This is a genomic window from Empedobacter sp. UBA7248, assembly GCF_002472945.1.
Lineage (GTDB): Bacteria > Bacteroidota > Bacteroidia > Flavobacteriales > Weeksellaceae > Empedobacter > Empedobacter falsenii_C.
In genome coordinates this window covers 407,763-428,477 of sequence record NZ_DKSU01000005.1, presented here as the reverse complement: position 1 = coordinate 428,477, position 20,715 = coordinate 407,763, and the positions used below count along the sequence as shown (strand labels likewise).

Genomic DNA, 20,715 nt, shown 5'->3' with positions numbered 1-20,715 from the left:
TTTAAAGTTTTTGTAATGAATATTAAAGTGAATTTGAAGGTTAAAAAGAAAGGTCATCTTCAGAATTATTTGTAACAATATTGTTATTTTCTACTTTTTGAGTAGGTTGTATTGATTCAAAATTCTGACGACCTCCGTGAATTTTAATTCTTGAAGTAAGTAAATTTAAACCTGCTTTTGGTAATACATCTGTATTTGTCCATGCTCTTGCGCTTATTCTTTCGAAAAGTTCAACCAAAGTTCCTTTGGTTAGTAGTTCTGCCACTTTTACGGAAATCCAATAAGAACAATCAAAATAAATGGTCTGTTTAATTTGTTCGCCTTGTTTATTTCTGTAGCTTTCAGTGATCGCTATAGAAAAATTTACAACTTGCTTGTCTTGTGACGTAGTGCGTACCTCCGCATCTCTAGTCAATCTTCCAATAATGTTCATCATTTTTTAATTTTTGAATTATACATTTTTTAAACTGTTTCTTTTATTTCTATTACAAGCTTGTAAGGTTTTTCGACCTTGCTTCTTGCATATTTTTCAAAAGAAAAACCGAAAAAAAGAAAGCAGACTTTCAAGGCAATTAAAAGCAAAAGTCAAAAGGAAACGGAATAATTGGAGGGTACTTTAGGGAGGAAACCGTTTATGCCGTAGTCTTTTGACTAGGATAAAAGAAACGGTGATTGCCATAGATTGGCTGCCTTTTTATCGGTTAATTATGGAAAATTGTTATTATTAAATTATAGTATTTAACAAATAGAGATTTGAAAAACGGTTCTATAGAGTGATTGTTTGAGAAAAGTTTTTCAATTTTCTATAAAAAAATTGTAATTGTACTTTTAATCGAATGATTAAGACGAATGAGATGAAAGTTCTATTACAATAAAAAATATTGAAAATAAAAAAGCAGGATATTGTATCCTGCTTAAGTGATTCTTTTTTTATTTGTATTTTCTATTCCTATTTACAAAATCTCTTGCTTCTTTTTTTAATTGAGAACTATCTTTAGAGGTGTTTGTTAATAACCATTCATCTATTTTTTCTCTATCAAAGAATAAATGTTTTCCATTTGGTTTAGAATAGGGAATTATATTATTCTGCACCATTTTGTATATTGTAGATTTGGAATAGCCTGTATATTTAGATAATTCTACAGGATTTAATACTTTTTTTTTCTCAAATAATAGTTCTTCTATTATTGTAAGTTTTTCTAAAATTAAATTGTTCATATTATTTTGTTTTAATTATTAATGAGGTAAATATGCTTATTTGTTAAGGATGTATAAGTTGGAAATATTGGAAACAAATTAAAAATGGTTGAATAATTCTTTGATTTTATTACTAAGTTTAGAAATTGGTTTAGATGTACTTATAAATTGATTGTATTTATAGTTTTCATTCGTTTTAGAATTAATAAAGAATTGTAAGAAATCGTTTTCAATGTTTTTTATATAAACTCCTTTTTGAATTTTTAAGTAATTAAAAAATTCTCGTAGTGAAGGAACATCCATGTTTAGATATATAGGAGTTTTTAAAAAAGCCTCTTTAAATTCCTGAAAATTCATATCGTTAGTTAATAATTCATTTAATTTAAAAAAAGCGTAAATTTCATTCAACTTAATATTATCTAGTTGATTATTCAACATAGAATTAGCTTTTGACAATGGACTAATTTTATTATTATTTATTTTATAGGCATATAAAATTGAAATTGAAAATAGAAAAATGCAAATCCAGATTTGTAAAGTCATAAAATCATTGGTATAATAGGCTTGAAGACCAAATATGAGACTTAAAATTATTGTTGTTATGGGTAATATTTTAACTTTAACTTGCAAATCAAATTTATTGAAGACGAATAAGAAAATTCCTATTGATAATCCTATTATCATTATTGCGTTAATTATATGAAGTACCAACATTATAATTCAAAATTTAAAGTTGGTAATAGATTTGCGGTTTCTTTCATTTTGTTATCCATAATATGTGCGTATATTTGAGTTGTACGAATATCTTTATGTCCTAAAAATTTCATAACAGTATATAGATCTGCTCCAAATTCTAATTGTAAAGTAGCTGCTGTATGTCTGGCACAATGAAAGGTAATATGTTTAGTAATACCTGCTTTCATACACCATCTCAATAATTCAGAGTTTGTACCAGAACCATAATTTAAATTAACAAATACCCTTGGGTTTGTATGGTCTCTTTCTCCTAATAAATCTCTTGCTTGTTTACTGATATACATATATTCTAAATCATCAGTTTTTTGCTGTTTAAAAAAAATACGATGATCATTATTTTCGTCTCTAACCTCATTCCAAGAAAGTTTATAAATATCACTCCAACGTAATCCAGTTAAACAACTAAAAAGAAAAGCTCGTTTTAATACATTATATTTACAATCTGTATTAGCTAATGCTTGAACTTCTTCAAAAGTTAAAAATTCACGTTGTGATTCTTTTTCTTCAAAAGATTTAATTCTAAGTAATTTATTATTTGTTATATATCCTTCTTCATAAGCTTGTTTAATAGTAGCTCTAAATCTATTGAAATAAGAATATTTTGTTCCATGTTTTAATGGAGTTCCGTTTTTTGTGATGGCTTCTTTATCTAAAAAGCGTTTAAATCCATTAATTGATTCAATTGTAATTTCTGATAAAGTTGTAGAAGGGTGAAAGTATTGAACTATATATCTTTTTACAGATATCCAAGTACCGTAATTAGATAAATAGGAAGATCGATGTTCTTTTAATTGATCGAAGTATTCGTATAAAGTAATATTTGCTTTTTCTCTATCAATAATCCCATACTTACCTTGAATATATTCAGATTTTCGAATAGCAAATATATTTTCGGCCAATTCAAGGTTTTCTTTATTTTTTCTTTTTTCTTCATGGGTTTTGGGATCCGGATGTAAATGAAGTTTTAAATATTCAAACTCACGTAAATGTATTGCTTTTCCATAATTATCAAATTTTGAACCTTTATAGAATTCAAGATAAAGACTGATTTTGCCGGATTTTAATTTTTTTTGTTTTAAGCTTATTTTCATATTTGAAAAATTAGAGGTGTAATTACTACACCTTTTATTAATATAAAAAAATAGAGGTGTAATTTTGGTGAGAAATATGTCAAAACAACATCTATTTATGTATTTTCAAATATAAAACAAAAAGCCTAACGTTTTAAACGTTAGGCAGTTGAATGGTATTGTTTGTCTGATATTAACACTTTTATTTCCCGATACAGAACTTCCCAAAAATTGTCCCTAATATATCTTGATCAACATCTATTTCACCTGTGATATGTCCCAAATAAGTTAAAGCTTCACGGATATCCATGGCTAACAAATCCCCAGGAAGTCCCATGTCCATTCCTTGTTTGATTTTTCCAATTTGAGAAAGTGTGTTTTGCAAAGCTTCTAGATGACGAGAGTTTGTAACGATTGTGTCATCCTGATTTGTTCCTTTCAATTTGATTTGATGAATCAGATTTTCTTTCAATGCATCAATATTAAATTGATCTTTTGCCGAAATTTCTAAATGAACAACATCTTTAAATTCTTGTTTGATAGCAGCAGAAATAGCTGATTCGTTATTGGTAACATCAATTTTATTGGCAACATTAAACAAGATTTTTCCTCTACGTTGCAAGTCATCCAATTGATTGGCAATTTGGTTATCAGCAGTTATATTGGCATCATACAAATAGATAATAATCGAAGCATTGTCTATTTTTTCGAAGGTTTTTTCTATTCCTATACGTTCTATGGTATCTCCAGCTTCACGAATACCTGCTGTATCAATAAAACGGAACCCAACGCCGTCGATGTAAATAGTTTCTTCTATCGTATCACGTGTTGTTCCTTCAATATCCGAAACAATGGCGCGTTCTTCGTTTAATAAAGCATTCAATAAAGTTGACTTTCCTGCATTCGGTGCACCAACAATTGCAACTGGAACTCCATTTTTGATCACATTTCCAAAAGCAAAAGAATCAGCTAAACGTTTTAAGATAGATTGTAATTTATTCAATAAATCATAGAATTGTGTACGATCTGCAAATTCAACATCTTCTTCAGAGAAATCCAATTCCAACTCCATCAAAGCTGCAAAGTTGATCATTTGATCACGCAAATCTTTGATTTGATTAGAGAATCCTCCACGCATTTGTTTAATCGCAATTTCATGTGATGCTTTCGAATCCGATGCAATCAAATCTGCAACAGCTTCTGCCTGTGTTAAATCCATTTTACCATTCCAAAAAGCACGGAAAGTATATTCACCAGGATCAGCATTTCGGATACCTATTTTATTTAAAAGTTCTAAAACTTTTTGCTGAATATAAATTGAACCATGTGTCGAAATTTCAACAACATCTTCACCTGTATAGGAATGTGGATTTTTAAAAATTGAGAATAATGCTTCATCAACAATGGTATCTCCATCCATCACATAACCCAAATGTATGGTATGAGATTCGGCATCATTCAAAGATTTAGTGGCATTAAATTTTGACTGATAAATCTGAGCAACTTTAGAAATTGCTTCTGGTCCAGAAATACGAATAACCGCTATAGCGCCCATTCCATTGGCAGTTGCCAATGCACAAATTGTATCGTTGTTTAGCATAATGCAAATTTACAACATATTATGTTGTTGGAAAATTATAATTTAATTGTTAATGATTTGTGAAAAAAGTTAAAGTTTATTTTTTAATTTATTAGAAAAAGAGAAGTATAATTTTGTTAACGAGTATTTTAGTTGTTTTCTTTTTGGCTGGATTTCTTAAAATGGATGTTTTAACATTATTTTGGGTAAATTGATAAGACTAACTTTGCGCTCCCTAATCCGATATGAAAGTCAATTAGACATACATAATTGAATATTAAATATAATGAAAACAATTTTAGTTTCACTCGCAACATTACTCTCTACTACCACAATGTTTGCCCAAGTCGGAATTAATACTGATACTCCTCAAAGAACTTTAGATGTTAATGGAAATCTTAGAATAAGAACTTTATCAGACAAATCTCAAACATTAAGTTATAATAAAATTTTAGTTATAAATAATAACGGTGATGTTGATTATATAAATAAAAGTGATTTAAAACCAATTGGGGATGAGTTTACATCTGATAAACAAGTTTTAAATAATATTTATACAACAAATGATGGAAGGGCAGATGATAGTAAATTTGTGTCATGTGGAAAGTTTGATTTTGCTTTTAAAAATACTAGTACAACAGGAACTGGAACCAGTATTCAATTTAGATTAAAAACTGCACCAACAGGAGCAAATCAAGTGACAGTTTATACAACTTTAGAACAAAATTGGGAAACAAATGGATATGAGTTTCAATCTCCTGAATCAGGAAGAACATTTACTTCAAGCAATACCTTTATAGATTTGCCTACAAGCGGAGCAGGAATTGTATCTGGAGAGTTAAATATTTTGTATCTACTTTATCCTGGTGATTCTGATTTATATCGTTTAACTTTTTATCGTCTTAATCAAAATACAACTCCATTAACTTATGACTTTGTTACAGCTTGTGAAAAATTTTAATATGAAGAAAATAATAATAACGGTAACTCTATTTTTTATAGGTGGAAATTCTATAAATGCTCAAGTCGGAATTGCTACAGAAGAACCAACTCGAATGTTGGATGTTAATGGAAATCTTAGGGTTTCAGGAGTAAATGATCAAACAAATAACGTAGTATATGATGAGTTGTTAGCGGCTAATAGTGATAATAATATTGATAAAGTTTCAAAACCTTCAATCATTGATGATGGTACTAAACAAGTAGAAATTGTAAAGAATATTTATAATGCTACAACGTCAGATAACACAAAAATAACAGATTGTGGAAAACTAATGTTTAGACTTAATGGTAGTGCTATTGAAATGAGATTAAAGGATGCTATTACAGGTAATCTAGTTATGACGTATGGAGGAAAAAGATGGGGACAAACTGATGCAAGTACGAGTACTGGATATACTTATAATAATTTAAGTTTGACATTCACTTCAGCAAATTGGAATTCGTATCAAAATTTAGACACTAATTTCACTCTAAGAGTAGGGGCATATTTGAATTATCATTTTATTATACCAAATGATGGGGACTTGTATCGTTTGACTGTTAGTCAATTAAAAAATGATGCTACTAAATCTAACTATAGTTTAATTTGTGAACGTTTTTATAAAACAACTTTATAATGAAAAATATACTATTATGTTTATGTATTTTTATTTCTACAGATTTATTTTCACAAGTAGGAATTAATACAAATCAACCTACTAGAAATCTAGATATCAATGGGGAAGCTAGAGTTAGAGACTTAAAAAAAGTAACAATTGCGGACTACCCAGATGTTTTGGTAACAGATATTAATGGGAATATTGAAAAACATTCAGCACAAGCAATAATTGATGCTATTTCTGATTTAACAGTTGAAACAAAAGAATTATATTTTGATACAACACCAGATGGAACTAAAATAGTACCTTGCGGAAGGTTTAATTTTCGTTTTTCTTCAACGACAATACCCCAAATAGCTTCTGTAACAAATTTAGCTTCTCCCGCAACGATTTATTATATGAGTCAATACAAATCTGATGGAGATAAAAAAACAGTTTTATCAACTAATAAAAATATTCAGAATACAACAAGTTTTGTAGATTTGGACGTAAGTTATAAGTTGAATGGTGTTGGTGAATATTATATGAGTTTTCCAGGAGATAATAATTTTTATAGGGTTGTATTTTTAGCTCGTAAAATGACCACTACTCAGAATAGTTATTCAATTATTTGTGAAAAATTCTAATTAGTTTTTTGGCATGCTTTTAGTATTTCCATCCGAAATTGGATTTATAATGTCATCAAAAAAAAATTATGCTACAAAAAGAGGTTTTGGAATTGGTAATTTTAGAATTAAAATTGTAGATGTACTTATTGTAATATCTGCTTTGATATTACTTGCAGTAGTATTTAAATAGACAAAAAAAAGCTTCTTAATATTAAGAAGCTTTTTTTTATTTATTTTTTAATTTGAGTTATAACTTGCTCTCACAGTAATTTGAGCCGTTTTTTGGCGAGATGTAGTATTCAATGAACCACCAGCCGAATATTCCTCATTATCATTTTTTCCTGTAATCTGAAAAATACCCAAATCGGCTTGTTTCAATTTTCCTAAACTAGCACCAGATTTTGTTGCAATATTTTCAGCGCGTTGTTTTGCATTTTCAGAAGCTTGTGCAATCAATTCAAGTTTTAAATCTTCTAATTTCGAGTAATAATAATTTGGATTAGATGAACTCAATTCGATGCCTTGGCTAATTAAAGTTGATATTTCCCGCGAAGCTTTCTCTATTTTATCCAATTCTTTCGATTCGATTGTCGCATCTTGCGAAAGATTATATCCTGTAAATTGACTTATCGAATTTCCGTTTGCATCTGTTCCGTACTGAAAATCTTTTGAAATATTTACCGCTTCAAAAACAATTTCTTTTGGATTGATTCCTTGCGAAATCAAAAAGTTTTTGACAACCGTTTGATCAGCTTTTAATTGATCCGAAGCAACACGTAAATCATAATCTTTTCGACTAAAAGTTGCACGCCATTTAACTAAATCGGCATTAAAATCTTTCAAAGCATTTCCAGTAACATTGATCGATTCAGAACTTCTGAATTTATTTTTGTAGGCGTTCCCTAATATACATGTTGCAGCAATCAGTCCAACGGCTAAAATAGATGCTACAATAACTGAAAATTTATTCATAGTAATTTGGTTTTCAGTAAAAGTACAAAAAATACTAAAGATGCGTTTCACTAAAAATAGTGAGATTAAGCAATCAAGACAGGAAATTCTTGATCGATGATAAAGATGATTAAATTACCTTCTGAATAATCAATTGTAACCACATCTTCATTGGCTTTGTTACGAGTTCCTATACGAGAAAGTAAGTTCAAATCTTCTTTATTCAAAGGATATTCCAAACCTTTTGTGATAATATTTTTACATTCAGGAAAGGGGAGAAGCGAAATTGTTCTTCCAAAATAACCTTCTAATTTCGTTTCTTTTTCTGCAAAAAAATATTGGCTATAATTATCGTAGAACAAAATATTGATTTGATCTTTGAATCGATATGCTGCATTTAGATTTCCAATAAAATGATCTTGTTGACGACCACTTGCTCCAAAAACATCAACGTTTTTGAAACCTTTATCCAAAATGATTTGTAATGCTTTTGCAAAATCTGTGTCATTTTGATCTGGAGTAGAAATAACTTCTATTTCAGAAGGGAATTGACTGATTTCGAAAGAATCAAAATCGCCCGAGATAACATCGGGCGTTATATGTAGTTTTTGTAAATAACGAAATGCACCATCTGTACAAAAAATCATATCATAATTTGATGTATCAGGCAGAATAGTAGGGACTTCGCCATTCAAAAATAAAAGTGCTTTTTTATTCACCTGGAATCCATTTTACTTCTTCGTGATTATTGTCTGTGGCAATTTTTCGACCTAAAACAAACAAATAATCAGAAAGACGATTCAAGTATTTTTGTAATTCAGGACGAATTTCTTCTTCTTCGGCCAAACCAACTGTCAAACGTTCGGCACGACGACAAATACAACGCGCAACATGAGCATGAGAAGCGGCTTGATTTCCACCTGGAAGAATAAAATGAGTCAATTGTTCCAATTGTCCTTCCAAATCATCAATCCATTCCTCTAATTGTACAATATCTTCTTCAGAAATAGTTTTCGGAATACGAGGTTTACCATTTGCCAAGTATAATTTATCGACTGGTGTTGCTAATTCAGCACCAAGATTGAATAAACCTTTTTGAATGATGATAATTTCTTCCTCTAATGCTGGATCAATTTCATATGAACGAATCAATCCTAAATAAGAATTTAATTCATCAACTGTTCCGTAAGAATCAATTTTTAGACTATTTTTAGAGACACGTGTTCCTCCATATAAACCTGTTGTTCCTTTGTCTCCTGTTTTTGTATATACTTTCATGTGATTTCAACTAATAATTATCGAAGATAAGAAAATCTTAAATATTTTTTGGTAAAAGTGGTTTAGTAAAAAAGTGATATCCGATAGCTACGATAACTAAAATAACTGTGGTGATTATCCAAAGTGTATTAAAACCGTAATCGGTAGCAATGTGAGTTCCTAAAAATGGCGAAACAATAAAGGCAATTGCTGCTGTCATTCCGTTTAATCCCATATAAGCTCCTCTGTTATTTTTTTGCGAACGAAAAGCTGTAACCGTTGACATCAAAGGTAAAACAAGCATTTCTCCAATAGACATCAGTCCAATTGCTAAGTACAACATTCCTAATGTATGACTAAATGTGAAGATAAAATAACTAATTGCTGTGATAAATGAACCGAAAACTAAAAGTTGTGTAACTGTAAATCTTTTTTCAGTATAATGGATTAATAACATCTCAAATACAACAATGATTATTCCACTGAATCCCATTAATAATCCAATTTCTGTTTGTGTTAAATGCACTACATCTTTATAAAATAAAGGAAGTGTATTCAAGATTTGGAAAAATGCAATGGAGAATAATACACAAAATAGATTGAATACTAAGAAAGGTGTATCAGTGTATGCATTGCGTTCTTTTTCGACTACGGTTTTATCAGAAATATTTTCTGTGGCAGCATTTCGTTCTTTTCTTCCATTGAAAAAGACAAAGAAAACAATTCCAGCAACCAAAGCAGCTCCTGCATTACAATAGAATAATAAATCGTACGAATAATTAGATAAAAAACCTCCCATTGATGGACCAATTGAAAAACCTAAATTAACCGCCATTCTATTCAACGAAAAAGCACGAGTGATATTTTCTTTCTTAGCATAACGTGTGATGGCAACTGAGTTTGCTGGACGAAACATTTCGCTAATAATACTCAAAACAAGCATAATAACAGCAAAAGATTCTACCGTTTTAAAATAAGGTAAAATCAAAAACATCGGAGCACTTAGAAATAAACTGATGGCTTGTACTTTAAAGTTTCCGATTTTATCTGTTATCCAACCTCCAAGCCAAGAACCAATTACAGAACCAACTCCAAAACAACTTAAGACTATTCCCGAGTTTTCCAAAGAAAATCCTAATTCGGAGATCATATAAATTCCTAAAAATGGTAAAACCATCGAACCCATTCGGTTCAACAACATTACGATGGCTAACATCCAAGATTCTTTCGAAAGTCCGCTGTAGGCGTCAATGTAAATTTTTAGAATTTTTTTCATCTCTCAATTTTCTTTTTAAATGCTACAAAGTTAAGTTCTTTTTTTACAAAAAATCGGTTATTTATCAAGGTTTCTGATATTCTTTGATTACTTTTGAAACCTCTTAAAAACAAATCTTACATCTATGTTGTTTTACAATTTCATTCTTAAGGTTTTAATTGTTATAAATGGGCTTGGAGCGGCATCTGGATTAGTGGTTGACAAACACCATGTTTACACGATTTCCGATGATAAAGCACATTTGTACGTTTACAATAAAAAGAAAAAAGAAGTGGATAAAGTTGATTTGAATCCAGAAGTAAAATCAAAACATATCACCAAAAAAGATAAACCAGATTTTGAAGCGATTACAAAATTTGACAATCATTTGTATATTCTTGGTTCGGGTTCTAAGGAAAATCGTTTCGATTTGATTTCATATAACATCAAAACTAAAGAGGTACAAAACGATAATTATAGTTTTCTTTTGGATGAATTTTTAAAGGTTTCGAATTTATCTAAAAAAGATTTTAACATCGAAGGAATTATTACAGATGGACATTGTACATATTTTTTCAACAGAGGAAATGGACCTGCTGGTGTAAATGGAATTTATAGAGTGAGAGGTAGGATAAATGATTTGAGAGGGAAAATAATTGATTTTTTTCCAATCACTTTGCCTAAAATTCATAATGAAACGACTACTTTTTCGGATGCTATTTTAGTAGATGGAAAAGTTTTGTTTACAGCAACAGTAGAATCTAAAAGTACAACTCAGTTTAATGGAGAAATAAAAGGTTCTATTATTGGTGAGTTAGATTTAGCTACAATGGAGGTTACACGTTGGCAAAAAATTTCGGATGATAAGAAAATCGAAGGTTTAGCGTTGTATAAAGAATCTGGAAAGAATTACACCTTGTATTTGTGCGAAGATAATGATGATGACTCTAATAAAGCGTCAATTTATATCTACAAATACCAAAAGGAAATCTAATTTTTTGAATAAAGAATTTCGAAATACGGACATCGATTTTCGATTTATTCTTAAAAAATTGTGAAAGTATTTTCAAGACTATTATATTTGTCCGTCAAAATTTATTTATCAATTAAACATTATGCGAGGAAGATGGCTCATTGCAGCATTTGCAATTATTTTAAGTCTCTTGTGTATCAGACAACTAAGTTATACTTGGTACACAACTAAAGTGGAGCATGAGGCGGCGCGCTTGGCGAGTAAGCCAGAAGACGAACCAAGAATTTTAGATAGCTTGGCTCAGCATCCTCTTGATTTGGGAATTATTAAGTACGATTATGGGTATGCCAAAAACAATGAAATCAATTTAGGATTAGATTTGAAAGGTGGTATCAACGTAATTTTACAAGTTTCTGAAAGAGATTTAATCGAGAATTTATCAGCGAAAAGTCAAAACCCTATGTTGGCAACGGCTTTGGATGCTACAGATAAAGCTCAAAAAACAAACGGTAACGTACCTTATGTCGAATTATTTTTTCAAGAGTTTGATAAAATAAAAGGAGGAACAAAATACGCAGCTGCAGATTTGTTTGGAAACAAAAACAATGCAGATAAAATTGCGTACAATGCTTCTGACGATCAGGTAAAAGAAGTAATCCGTAAAGATATCGAAGCTAAAGTTGCAACAGCTTATGATGTAATTAGCTCTCGTATTAATCAATTTGGTGTTGTTGAGCCAGTAATTCAACGTTTAGGTGATAAAGGTGATGGACGTATCTTGGTAGAATTACCAGGTGTTTCTGACACTGACCGTGTAAAAAAATTATTACAATCTACAGCAAAATTAGAGTTTTGGCAAGTTGTTCGTCAAGATCCTACAGTTTTACAATATTTTTCTAGCGTTAATACAGAGAAATATAATGTAAAAAATGAGAAAGGAGAAACAATCAAAACTTTAGCAGAAGTTATGCAACCAGCTGGTTCTAACGCAAGTTTTGTTGTGAATGTAAAAGATACTGCTGTTGTAAACCGTGTGATGCAAGACAAAGGTTTTGTACCTGGATTACCAGCAAACATTAGAGGATACAAATACTCTTGGGCGAATAAGCCAATGAATTTAGGTAAACAAGCAAATGATAAATCTGCTCCTAAATTATTAGAGTTTTATGTCTTAAAAGGTAAAAATGGAACGCAAGAACCATTAATCGAAGGAGATAAAGTAGTTTCTGCTGCTGGTGAACGTAATCCTGGTTCTCTTACGAATGAGCCTGTTGTTACAATGCAAATGAATCAAGTTGGAGCACAAGAGTGGTCTCGTATTACAGACGAGTTGAAACCTGCAGGTCCTGGACAACCAGGCCAAGGTGTTGCAATTGTGTTAGACAATATGGTGTATTCTGCGCCAAACATCAGTAATCAAATTACAGGAGGTAATTCTGTTATTTCTGGAAACTTTACAATTGACGAAGCAAAAGATTTAGCAAACATTTTACAAGCAGGTTCTTTACCAGCTTCATCTAAAATCGTTTCTGCTGAGGTTGTTGGTCCATCATTAGGACAAGAAGCAATCAACAGCTCGTTAATCGCTTTTGGTTGTGCATTTGCATTAGTATTAATCTGGATGGTGTTTTATTACAGCCGTGCAGGTATTTATGCTAACGTTGCATTAATCGTTAACTTATTATTCTTATTAGGATTCTTAGTATCACTTAAAGCTACATTATCTTTACCAGGTATTGCCGGGATTATCTTGACATTGGTAACAGGAATGGATGCGAATATCTTGATTTACGAACGCGTAAAAGAAGAATTAAGAAAAGGAAAATCATTACGTCAAGCAGTAGATTTCGCTTATTCATGGAAAGGTGCTTTCTCTGCAATTATCGATGCTAACTCAACATCATTTATCACAGCATTAATTTTATTCTTCTTTGGTAAAGGTCCTGTTGTAGGTTTCGCAACAACGTTTATGATTGGTATTTTTACATCAACATTTACAGCGATTTTCATTACACGCTATTTTGTAGAAGGACGTTTAGCAAAAGGAAAATCTGTTCCTTTCTATACACATTTTACAGCGCACTGGTTACAAAATATTAAAGTTGACTTATTGAAAACAAGAAAAATCTCTTATGCGATTTCAATTGTTTTAACAGTAGTTGCTTTAATCTCTATCTTCACAAAAGGATTTGATATGGGTATCGAATTCCAAGGTGGACGTACATATACAGTTCGTTTTGATAAACACGTAGATCCGCAACAAATTTCTGAAAGTTTGGGTGATGTTTTCGTGTTAGAAGGTGAAAAAATGATGCCACAGGTGAAAACGTACGGTGGTCAAAATCAAGTAAAAATTACAACAGCATACAAAGCTGACGAAGACGGAACAAATGTAGATGACGAGATCAAAGACAAATTATATACAGGTCTTAAATCTTATCTACCAGCGAATATGTCTGAAAAAGATTTCTCTGAAGATAATGCTACAATAGGTTTAATGTCTTCTGCAAAAGTAGGTCCTACAATTGCCGATGATACAACAAGAGCTTCTTATATAGCGGTTTCTTTAGCATTAGTTGCAATTTTCTTCTACTTAATTGTGATGTTCAAACGTTGGCAATTCTCATTATCAACTATCATCGCATTAGCGCATGACGTGATTATTGTATTAGGAGTTTTCTCTTTATTCAAAGGAATTTTACCTTTCAACATGGAGATCGATCAAGCATTTATCGCGGCGATTTTGACGGTAATTGGTTATTCGATGAATGACTCGATTATTATCTTGGATCGTATTCGTGAGAATTTAACAGTTGAGAAAAACCACAACTTGTACGATATTATTAATATTTCTACATCAGAAACATTATCACGTACAATCAATACGTCTTTATCAACGTTCTTAATCGTATTAATCATCTTTGCATTTGGTGGAGAATCAATCAAAGGATTTATGTTTGCGAAATTAATCGGTATCGTAATTGGTACATTCTCGTCTATTTTCGTTGCATCTCCTTTATTGTATGACTTTACTAAAAAAGGTCAAATGAATAAATAAGATTCAAATTTTAAATAAATTTTAAGAAAGCCATCAAAGAAATTTGATGGCTTTTTTTCTTCTACTAAATTTAGATTTTATACATTTGTTTAGTGAATAGTTTAGTAATATACCCAGCGTTTTTAGACTTCCAGGAAGTCGTGATTATTATGGTGGTTGCTGTAGTGATTTTTGGTCCAGATAAAATTCCAGAAATTGCTCGTGGTTTGGGAACTGCTGTGCGCAAATTAAAAGAAGCATCTGAAGATATCAAGCAAGAAATCATGAATCCAGTTCAGGATGTTGATCCTACAAAAGAGATTCAGAATACCATAAAAGAGTTAAATCCAATGAACGAAGTCAAAGAATCTTTTGCGAAAATCAATCCAATGGAAGACTTTCAGAAATCATTTGACGAAGTTCGTAATCCAGTAGATGAAATGCATCAAGCAATTCATCAAGATAATACAGTAAATGCAGCGTTAAAAGATGATGCACCAACTATGAAAGCTGTAGATCCTGTACAGGATTTGGAATTGGATGTGCAAGAAACAACAGAACCCGTTATAGAAAATGTGGTTGAGCCAATTGTGGAAGAACCTGCGATTGTTGTAGAACCAAAATCTGTAGATGAAGCATTAGGTTTAGGCGGATCAGTAAGTAGATAATGATACAAGATTATTTTGATTGGGACGTACAAATATTTTTGTATTTCAATAATTTAGGGAACGAAAAATGGGATTGGTTTTGGTTAATAGTTACCGATAAAAAAACATGGATTCCGTTGTATGTCATCTTTCTCATCTTACTTTATGTAAAACTTGGTTGGAAAAAAACCTTGTTAGCTGGAGTTTGTATAGCACTGATGATAACATGTGCAGATCAATTTACAAATATCTTGAAAAATTCTTTTCAACGTTTTCGTCCATGTTACACCGAATCGATTCAAGGATTATTTCGCCCAATAGATTGTGAGGGTAGAGGTAAATATGGTTTTACTTCGGCACATGCTTCTAATCATATGGCGATTGCAATTTTTATAGGAATATTGCTAAGACGCTATTACAAATGGTTACTTTATATCTTAATTGTTTGGGCGTTAATGGTTGCTTACAGTAGAGTTTATGTTGGAGTACATTTTACGGGAGATATATTTTTCGGAACACTAATCGGAATATTTTTCTCGATTCTTTTCTTGAAATTGTATTATTTCTTAGAAAAAAAATATTTGAAGAAGAATTAAATGTATATAAATTCAGAGATTTGCTTATCTATTTTATTTGCAGGTTCATTGATTTTAGGAATTAGAAAAATAAAAAAAGAAAAACATTATAATAGTATGTCAATATTGAAAAGCTATAAAGATGCTTTTGAATTTTTTGTGATTTCTACATTAACCTTTCTATTACTTATCTTTGATTTTTTTGGGATAATTCATCTTGATTAATATAAATAAAAAAAGTCTATAACAATTTGTTATAGACTTTTTTTATATTGTCAAACTGAATTTATTTCAGTTTCTCATCCTATTTGATAAAATAAAATTTTATTTATAACGATCTATTATTTTAGAAATGTTCTTAGTTTCTTCATTAAATGTTTTCCAATCACAAACAGAATTTAGATTAATAGAATATGTGCTATTATGATTGGACATACTAATACTTATTTTCCCCACATAGTCTGTGCAAAATATTTCATTTTCATATGGAATGGTTACTATTTTATAAATATTTTCTTCTAATGCTTTTTTATCGTTCTTAGAAATTTTGAATGATTTTGTTGTATAATCATTGATATTCTTCCATGTAATAAATTCTATTGAGTCAGAGTAATCATAAATTCTTATAGATAAATTTCTATCATCAATTGACATTGTATTGTACATATATTTTTTATTTACTTCTTTTTCTAACTTCTTTTCACAAGAAATATTGAAAATCAATAAACTAAAAATGAATAATAAATTATATTTCATAAAGAGTGATAATTATGTAAAATAGAAATCAGACTATTCTAAATTCTCGTCCAACTTCTTTGTTTTTTTCTTTGATTTTTTAGCTTTCTTTTTGGCTAAAAATGTATTTAAATCATCATCAATTTCTGTTGAATCTTCATCACCCAAAAGATAACCCCAAGGTTTTAATTCAGTCACATTATCAAAAACAATTTTCATCAACGCAAGTATTGGAATCGATAAAAGCATTCCCATAATTCCCCACGTCATTTCTCCAATTACTAATCCAATAATGACAATCAAGGAATTGATTTTTACTTTAGAACCTACAATTTTTGGCATCACTACATTTCCATCAATTGCATGAATTGCAATAAATGCAATTAAAACAAAGAACAATTTTGAAGCTGACATTGTAGCAAATGTGATTATTAGCGTTATAATTAATGAAATAACAATTCCTACATAGGGAACAACATTTAGAACGCCAGTTAAAATAGCTAAAACAAATTTGTATTTAAGACCAAGAATAGAAAATGCAATAAAAGATAAAATTGATACGACTAACATTTGTAAAAACAAGCCAATCAAATATTGTTTGACCATTTTTTGAATAGATGTAATAACGTTATAAACCTGATCGTGTGTGTTTGAATTGAATGCGTAATATAGAAATTTTACCAAATGACGACGATAAATCAACAAGAAAACAATGTATAAAAAGGTGAACAAAACTGTAACAGCCATCGATGAAACAATCGAAATTACTTTTTCAATTACAATTGTACTCGTTTCGATAGTTGTTTTGACATTTTTTGTCAAATATTCCATTTGCGCATGCGAATTAACACCAAATGTATGATGAATCCAATCTTGCAAATTCATAAAAGCTTCTATGATTTGTTTCTGAAATGTAGGCCATTCATTTGCTATTTCCGCCATTTGTATAGCAATCAAATAGAAAATTCCTAAGATAAATGCTGCAAAAAGCAAGGTGGTAATGATACTCGAAATTGCACGCGGAATGCGTAAATATCTTTCGAAAAATGCACAAACGGGTGCTAATAATATTGAAATTAAGAAGCCTAATATTAATGGAACTAAAATTCCTTTACCTATTATTGAAATAAATGTTAAACAAATGATTGACAATAATGTGCAAGTTAGTTTTAAATAAAAAGGCCATTTTCTAATGACTTCCATAATTATGAGTGTTTTATTTTGACAATTTTTTAGATAAGTTGTATAAATATAGTTTTATTTCTTAAGATTTTATTTGAATCTTACGTTTATTTCAATAAAAAAAACCACGTTATAAAAACGTGGTTTTCAGAATATAGTGAAAAAAATTATTTTTTCTTCGCATTTTTGCTTTCGTCAACGATGGTCATTTCATCAATCAAACGTTGCGCATTAGCATACTTGTCAACTACCCATAAAATGTAACGAGAGTCCACCATAATATTACGACAAATCTCTGGATCATAATTTAAATCTGACATAGTTCCTTCCCAAACACGGTCAAAATTTAATCCGATTAATTCTCCTTTTGCATTCAATGCTGGAGAACCAGAATTACCACCAGTTGTATGGTTTGTTGCAATAAAGTTTACAGGTAATTTTCCGTTTTTATCGGCGTATTTTCCGTAATCTTTTTTGTCATATAAGCTCAACATTTGTTTTGGTAAATCATACTCATAATCTCCCGGAATATATTTTTCCATGACACCTTCCATGTGTGTAACAGGCTCGTAATAAACCGCATCGCGAGGTTGGTAACCATCAACTTTTCCGTAAGTTACACGTAAAGTAGAATTCGCATCTGGGAAGATTTTTTTGTCTGTAAATACATCCATTTGCGCTTTCATATATGTACGCATCAACTTGTTAATTTTATCTTGATTCGCTAAATATGTAGGTGTAACTTTAGTTTGATTTGCATCTAAAACCAAACGAATTTGAGCAATTAAAGCATCTTCTTTTAAGGCTTTGATAAACTCAGCATCATTTTCAGCTAACGCTTTGATATTTCCTAAAACAGATTGTCCGTTAATTTTTTTCGTTCCGTTGATTACCGAATTTCCTAAAGCCGTTTTAATATTTGCAGCTGTTGTAGTTGGTAATAAATTTTGAGGAACAACTTTGAAATAATTATCCGCCAAATCAGAAGAAATAGTTTTGTCTAATTCAGGATTATAATCTTTGTACATAGACGCAACAGTATTCAACGCTTTTGCTTTTGTTTCAGCATAATTTTTTTGTCCAACCGCATTCAAAATATTGTTCAATGTTAACGCCATTCTGAATGTTTCTGAATTTGAGAAAAACGTTTCAGAATACATTGTATAAGCTAAATTGTAATCTTGATTTGCTTTATTAACTTGATTTAATTCAGAAATAATATTCGAATATTCACCTTTCAATTTTGGATTTTTCGCAATACGATTCATAAATTCTTGCTCGTATTGTTGACGTTTTTCTACAGCTTTCGAACGATTAAGTCCTAAAACTTCACCAATCCATTTTTTGTGTGCATTCGAAATACGCGCTTGTTTAGATGCATAAGCGATACGAGTTGCATCGTCTTCACGCATTTTTTTATCGATATGAGATAACGCAATTGTACGTACATTGATACGCGCAGGATCAATCACATCTTTTATTTGCTGGATAGAAGAAGCTGGTAAATATTCGTCCGTCGTACCTGGGAAACCATATACAAACGTGAAATCATCCTCGCTAATTCCCGAAATATTAATTGGTAAGAAATGTTTTGGTTTGTAAGGAACGTTTTCTGGAGAATAATCTGCAGGTTTGTTGTTTTTGTCTGCATAAATTCTAAACATCGAGAAATCTCCTGTGTGACGTGGCCAAACCCAGTTGTCCGTGTCATTTCCATATTTCCCAATTGCAGAAGGTGGCGCACCAACTAAACGAACATCTTTGTAAGTTTCTGTCGTAAATTGGTAATATTTATTTCCTTTGTAAAAAGGTTTGATAAATACTGAACGATAAGATTCTGTCTTAGTTTTTGCATTAAAATCTTCAATATTTTTCTTGATGATTTTGTTACGATCTTCCTCCGACATATTATCATTAACACCAGCTAAAATTGCAGTAGTTACATCTTTAATATCTACAATAAAAGTCGCTGTTAAACCTTCGTTTGGTAATTCGTCTTTCAACTCTTTAGCCCAAAAACCATCTGTTAAATAATCATTTTCTAAAGATGAATGTGCTTGGATTTCTCCATAACCACAGTGATGATTAGTTAGTAATAAACCATTTGGAGAAATAACTTCTGACGTACAACCGCCACCAAAGTGAGCAACTGCATTGTTGATACTTTTATCTCCAGTACTGAAAATGTCTTTTGATGAGATTTTCAATCCCATGTCTTTCATTTCCTTTTCATTCAATTCTGTTGGAATCCACATTCCACCACCTTGTTGCGCAAAAACACTAAAGTTTGCGAACAGAGCCATTAAAATAGATCCTTTAACGAATAGTTTCTTCATTTTTATTTGATTATTTTATTCTACCGATTTCTAAGAATTCCAAAGATAAAGATTTTTATTCAATCGTTAATGAATTGCTCAAAACCATTATTACTACTAAATGAACCTGAATTAAATAATTTCACAGTAGAATTAGAGGATTAATTTCTTTTAAAAATTCGTAAATTTGACATTCGAAACACATTGTGAAATGAAACAAATTGTCGAATTCCAAGATTTAGGAATTAACAGAGATTACCAAGAGATTTGGGATTATCAAGAAAGTCTTTTAGCAGAAAATATAGCCGTAAAACAATATAATAGAGCACAAGAAAAGGAGGGAAGTTCAGATTTTAAAAATACTAAAAATCATTTACTTTTTGTAGAACATCCGCACGTTTATACGCTTGGAAAAAGTGGACATTTAGAGAATATGTTGGCTTCGAGTGATAAATTAAACGAGATAAATGCAACTTTTGTGAAAACCAATCGCGGTGGAGATATAACGTATCATGGACCGCAACAATTAGTTGGTTATCCGATTATGGATTTGGATACTTTCAAGCCAGATATTCATTTGTATATGCGCAATTTGGAAGAAGTGATTATCAAAACTATTGCCGAATATGGATTAAAAGGTGAGCGTTCGCAAGGAGAAACTGGTGTTTGGTTGGATGTTGGTCGACCTTTTGCTCGAAAAATTTGTGCAATGGGCGTTAAGGCTTCCCGTTGGGTAACGATGCATGGTTTTGCGCTAAATGTGAATACAGATTTGCGTTATTTTGAATACATTGTTCCATGCGGAATTCAGGATAAAGCTGTAGCTTCATTAGAAAGAGAACTTGGACATCAGGTAGATATGAACGAAGTAAAAGCGTTTACGAAGAAACATTTTGCTGAAGTTTTTGATGTCGAATTTAAATAAGATAATTCAGAAATATAATCTATTTTTAAGGACCGTTTTTACGGTCTTTTTT

Annotated in this window: 20 protein-coding genes; 8 read left to right on the top strand and 12 right to left on the bottom strand. The window is 30.7% G+C overall.

Annotated features, from left to right (window positions below; all coding sequences use genetic code 11):
* Positions 1-40: 40 nt before the first annotated feature.
* From B4A23_RS04335 to mnmE, 5 genes are all read right to left on the bottom strand, one after another.
* The gene (locus tag B4A23_RS04335; RefSeq protein ID WP_291117479.1) at positions 41-433 is read right to left on the bottom strand and encodes a single-stranded DNA-binding protein; all 393 of its coding nucleotides are present in this window, start codon (positions 431-433) and stop codon (positions 41-43) included.
* Positions 434-930: 497 nt separating this feature from the next.
* The gene (locus tag B4A23_RS04330) at positions 931-1,218 is read right to left on the bottom strand and encodes a helix-turn-helix transcriptional regulator (protein WP_291117274.1); all 288 of its coding nucleotides are present in this window, start codon (positions 1,216-1,218) and stop codon (positions 931-933) included.
* Between the two features lie 78 nt (positions 1,219-1,296).
* Positions 1,297-1,881, bottom strand: coding sequence for a hypothetical protein (locus tag B4A23_RS04325; RefSeq protein WP_291117271.1), 585 nt, complete (start codon positions 1,879-1,881; stop codon positions 1,297-1,299).
* Positions 1,882-1,910: 29 nt separating this feature from the next.
* A complete protein-coding gene (locus B4A23_RS04320) occupies positions 1,911-3,044 on the bottom strand; it encodes a site-specific integrase (protein ID WP_291117268.1) in 1,134 nt (377 codons plus the stop codon).
* Positions 3,045-3,225: 181 nt separating this feature from the next.
* Positions 3,226-4,623: a tRNA uridine-5-carboxymethylaminomethyl(34) synthesis GTPase MnmE gene (gene mnmE / locus B4A23_RS04315; protein ID WP_038330407.1), complete on the bottom strand. Its 1,398-nt coding sequence runs from the start codon at positions 4,621-4,623 to the stop codon at positions 3,226-3,228.
* 265 nt (positions 4,624-4,888) lie between these two features.
* On the opposite strand from mnmE, the gene B4A23_RS04310 reads away from it, so the two are divergent.
* Genes B4A23_RS04310 through B4A23_RS04300 form a run of 3 tightly spaced genes read left to right on the top strand, consistent with a single transcriptional unit; the run spans position 4,889 to position 6,829 of the window.
* Positions 4,889-5,563, top strand: coding sequence for a hypothetical protein (locus B4A23_RS04310; RefSeq protein ID WP_286500661.1), 675 nt, complete (start codon positions 4,889-4,891; stop codon positions 5,561-5,563).
* Positions 5,538-6,221: a hypothetical protein gene (locus B4A23_RS04305; protein WP_291117265.1), complete on the top strand. Its 684-nt coding sequence runs from the start codon at positions 5,538-5,540 to the stop codon at positions 6,219-6,221. The genes B4A23_RS04310 and B4A23_RS04305 overlap by 26 nt, the downstream gene beginning before the upstream one ends.
* Positions 6,221-6,829 carry a hypothetical protein gene (locus B4A23_RS04300; RefSeq protein WP_286500659.1) on the top strand — a complete coding sequence of 203 codons (609 nt, stop codon included), beginning with the start codon at positions 6,221-6,223 and terminating at the stop codon, positions 6,827-6,829. Before B4A23_RS04305 ends, B4A23_RS04300 begins: the two co-directional genes overlap by 1 nt.
* A 219-nt stretch (positions 6,830-7,048) precedes the next feature.
* Here the strand turns inward: B4A23_RS04300 and B4A23_RS04295 are convergent, their stop codons facing one another.
* The 4 genes from B4A23_RS04295 to B4A23_RS04280 all read right to left on the bottom strand — a co-directional run bounded on the left by B4A23_RS04295 (position 7,049) and on the right by B4A23_RS04280 (position 10,295).
* The gene (locus tag B4A23_RS04295) at positions 7,049-7,783 is read right to left on the bottom strand and encodes an SIMPL domain-containing protein (RefSeq protein WP_291117262.1); all 735 of its coding nucleotides are present in this window, start codon (positions 7,781-7,783) and stop codon (positions 7,049-7,051) included.
* A 65-nt stretch (positions 7,784-7,848) separates the two neighbouring features.
* The gene (locus B4A23_RS04290) at positions 7,849-8,481 is read right to left on the bottom strand and encodes a thiamine diphosphokinase (RefSeq protein WP_286512967.1); all 633 of its coding nucleotides are present in this window, start codon (positions 8,479-8,481) and stop codon (positions 7,849-7,851) included.
* A complete protein-coding gene (locus tag B4A23_RS04285) occupies positions 8,474-9,040 on the bottom strand; it encodes a cob(I)yrinic acid a,c-diamide adenosyltransferase (protein WP_115000465.1) in 567 nt (188 codons plus the stop codon). The genes B4A23_RS04290 and B4A23_RS04285 overlap by 8 nt, the downstream gene beginning before the upstream one ends.
* 37 nt (positions 9,041-9,077) lie before the next feature.
* Positions 9,078-10,295, bottom strand: a complete 1,218-nt coding sequence (locus B4A23_RS04280; protein ID WP_291117257.1) for an MDR family MFS transporter — start codon at positions 10,293-10,295, stop codon at positions 9,078-9,080.
* Positions 10,296-10,419: 124 nt separating this feature from the next.
* Between B4A23_RS04280 and B4A23_RS04275 the strand changes: the two genes are divergently transcribed.
* The 4 genes from B4A23_RS04275 (at position 10,420) to B4A23_RS04260 (ending at position 15,527) form a co-directional block, all read left to right on the top strand.
* A complete protein-coding gene (locus B4A23_RS04275) occupies positions 10,420-11,268 on the top strand; it encodes a DUF6929 family protein (protein WP_038330421.1) in 849 nt (282 codons plus the stop codon).
* Positions 11,269-11,389: 121 nt separating this feature from the next.
* Complete coding sequence (secD, locus tag B4A23_RS04270; protein ID WP_291117254.1) at positions 11,390-14,305, top strand: protein translocase subunit SecD; 2,916 nt, start codon at positions 11,390-11,392, stop codon at positions 14,303-14,305.
* Positions 14,306-14,397: 92 nt separating this feature from the next.
* Positions 14,398-14,952 carry a Sec-independent protein translocase subunit TatA/TatB gene (locus tag B4A23_RS04265; protein ID WP_291117252.1) on the top strand — a complete coding sequence of 185 codons (555 nt, stop codon included), beginning with the start codon at positions 14,398-14,400 and terminating at the stop codon, positions 14,950-14,952.
* Positions 14,952-15,527 carry a phosphatase PAP2 family protein gene (locus B4A23_RS04260; RefSeq protein ID WP_291117250.1) on the top strand — a complete coding sequence of 192 codons (576 nt, stop codon included), beginning with the start codon at positions 14,952-14,954 and terminating at the stop codon, positions 15,525-15,527. Before B4A23_RS04265 ends, B4A23_RS04260 begins: the two co-directional genes overlap by 1 nt.
* A 303-nt stretch (positions 15,528-15,830) precedes the next feature.
* Here the strand turns inward: B4A23_RS04260 and B4A23_RS04255 are convergent, their stop codons facing one another.
* The 3 genes from B4A23_RS04255 to B4A23_RS04245 form a co-directional block, all read right to left on the bottom strand.
* Positions 15,831-16,262, bottom strand: a complete 432-nt coding sequence (locus B4A23_RS04255; RefSeq protein ID WP_291117247.1) for a hypothetical protein — start codon at positions 16,260-16,262, stop codon at positions 15,831-15,833.
* 33 nt (positions 16,263-16,295) lie between these two features.
* Positions 16,296-17,444, bottom strand: a complete 1,149-nt coding sequence (locus B4A23_RS04250; protein ID WP_291117245.1) for an AI-2E family transporter — start codon at positions 17,442-17,444, stop codon at positions 16,296-16,298.
* A gap of 146 nt (positions 17,445-17,590) precedes the next feature.
* Positions 17,591-19,759 (bottom strand): S46 family peptidase, encoded by a 2,169-nt coding sequence (locus B4A23_RS04245; RefSeq protein ID WP_291117244.1) that lies wholly within the window; start codon positions 19,757-19,759, stop codon positions 17,591-17,593.
* A gap of 190 nt (positions 19,760-19,949) precedes the next feature.
* Between B4A23_RS04245 and lipB the strand changes: the two genes are divergently transcribed.
* A complete protein-coding gene (gene lipB / locus B4A23_RS04240) occupies positions 19,950-20,663 on the top strand; it encodes a lipoyl(octanoyl) transferase LipB (protein ID WP_038330431.1) in 714 nt (237 codons plus the stop codon).
* Positions 20,664-20,715: the final 52 nt, after the last annotated feature.

What these genes read in the sequence shown, in the direction of transcription:
- B4A23_RS04295 (WP_291117262.1), bottom strand. Translation starts at nt 7,783, where the DNA reads ATGAATAAATTTTCAGTTATTGTAGCATCTATTTTAGCCGTTGGACTG.
- B4A23_RS04245 (WP_291117244.1), bottom strand. Translation starts at nt 19,759, where the DNA reads ATGAAGAAACTATTCGTTAAAGGATCTATTTTAATGGCTCTGTTCGCA.
- mnmE (WP_038330407.1), bottom strand. Translation starts at nt 4,623, where the DNA reads ATGCTAAACAACGATACAATTTGTGCATTGGCAACTGCCAATGGAATG.
- B4A23_RS04285 (WP_115000465.1), bottom strand. Translation starts at nt 9,040, where the DNA reads ATGAAAGTATATACAAAAACAGGAGACAAAGGAACAACAGGTTTATAT.
- B4A23_RS04335 (WP_291117479.1), bottom strand. Translation starts at nt 433, where the DNA reads ATGAACATTATTGGAAGATTGACTAGAGATGCGGAGGTACGCACTACG.
- B4A23_RS04310 (WP_286500661.1), top strand. Translation starts at nt 4,889, where the DNA reads ATGAAAACAATTTTAGTTTCACTCGCAACATTACTCTCTACTACCACA.
- secD (WP_291117254.1), top strand. Translation starts at nt 11,390, where the DNA reads ATGCGAGGAAGATGGCTCATTGCAGCATTTGCAATTATTTTAAGTCTC.
- B4A23_RS04260 (WP_291117250.1), top strand. Translation starts at nt 14,952, where the DNA reads ATGATACAAGATTATTTTGATTGGGACGTACAAATATTTTTGTATTTC.
- B4A23_RS04330 (WP_291117274.1), bottom strand. Translation starts at nt 1,218, where the DNA reads ATGAACAATTTAATTTTAGAAAAACTTACAATAATAGAAGAACTATTA.
- B4A23_RS04280 (WP_291117257.1), bottom strand. Translation starts at nt 10,295, where the DNA reads ATGAAAAAAATTCTAAAAATTTACATTGACGCCTACAGCGGACTTTCG.
- lipB (WP_038330431.1), top strand. Translation starts at nt 19,950, where the DNA reads ATGAAACAAATTGTCGAATTCCAAGATTTAGGAATTAACAGAGATTAC.
- B4A23_RS04250 (WP_291117245.1), bottom strand. Translation starts at nt 17,444, where the DNA reads ATGGAAGTCATTAGAAAATGGCCTTTTTATTTAAAACTAACTTGCACA.
- B4A23_RS04320 (WP_291117268.1), bottom strand. Translation starts at nt 3,044, where the DNA reads ATGAAAATAAGCTTAAAACAAAAAAAATTAAAATCCGGCAAAATCAGT.
- B4A23_RS04275 (WP_038330421.1), top strand. Translation starts at nt 10,420, where the DNA reads ATGTTGTTTTACAATTTCATTCTTAAGGTTTTAATTGTTATAAATGGG.
- B4A23_RS04255 (WP_291117247.1), bottom strand. Translation starts at nt 16,262, where the DNA reads ATGAAATATAATTTATTATTCATTTTTAGTTTATTGATTTTCAATATT.
- B4A23_RS04325 (WP_291117271.1), bottom strand. Translation starts at nt 1,881, where the DNA reads ATGATAATAGGATTATCAATAGGAATTTTCTTATTCGTCTTCAATAAA.
- B4A23_RS04300 (WP_286500659.1), top strand. Translation starts at nt 6,221, where the DNA reads ATGAAAAATATACTATTATGTTTATGTATTTTTATTTCTACAGATTTA.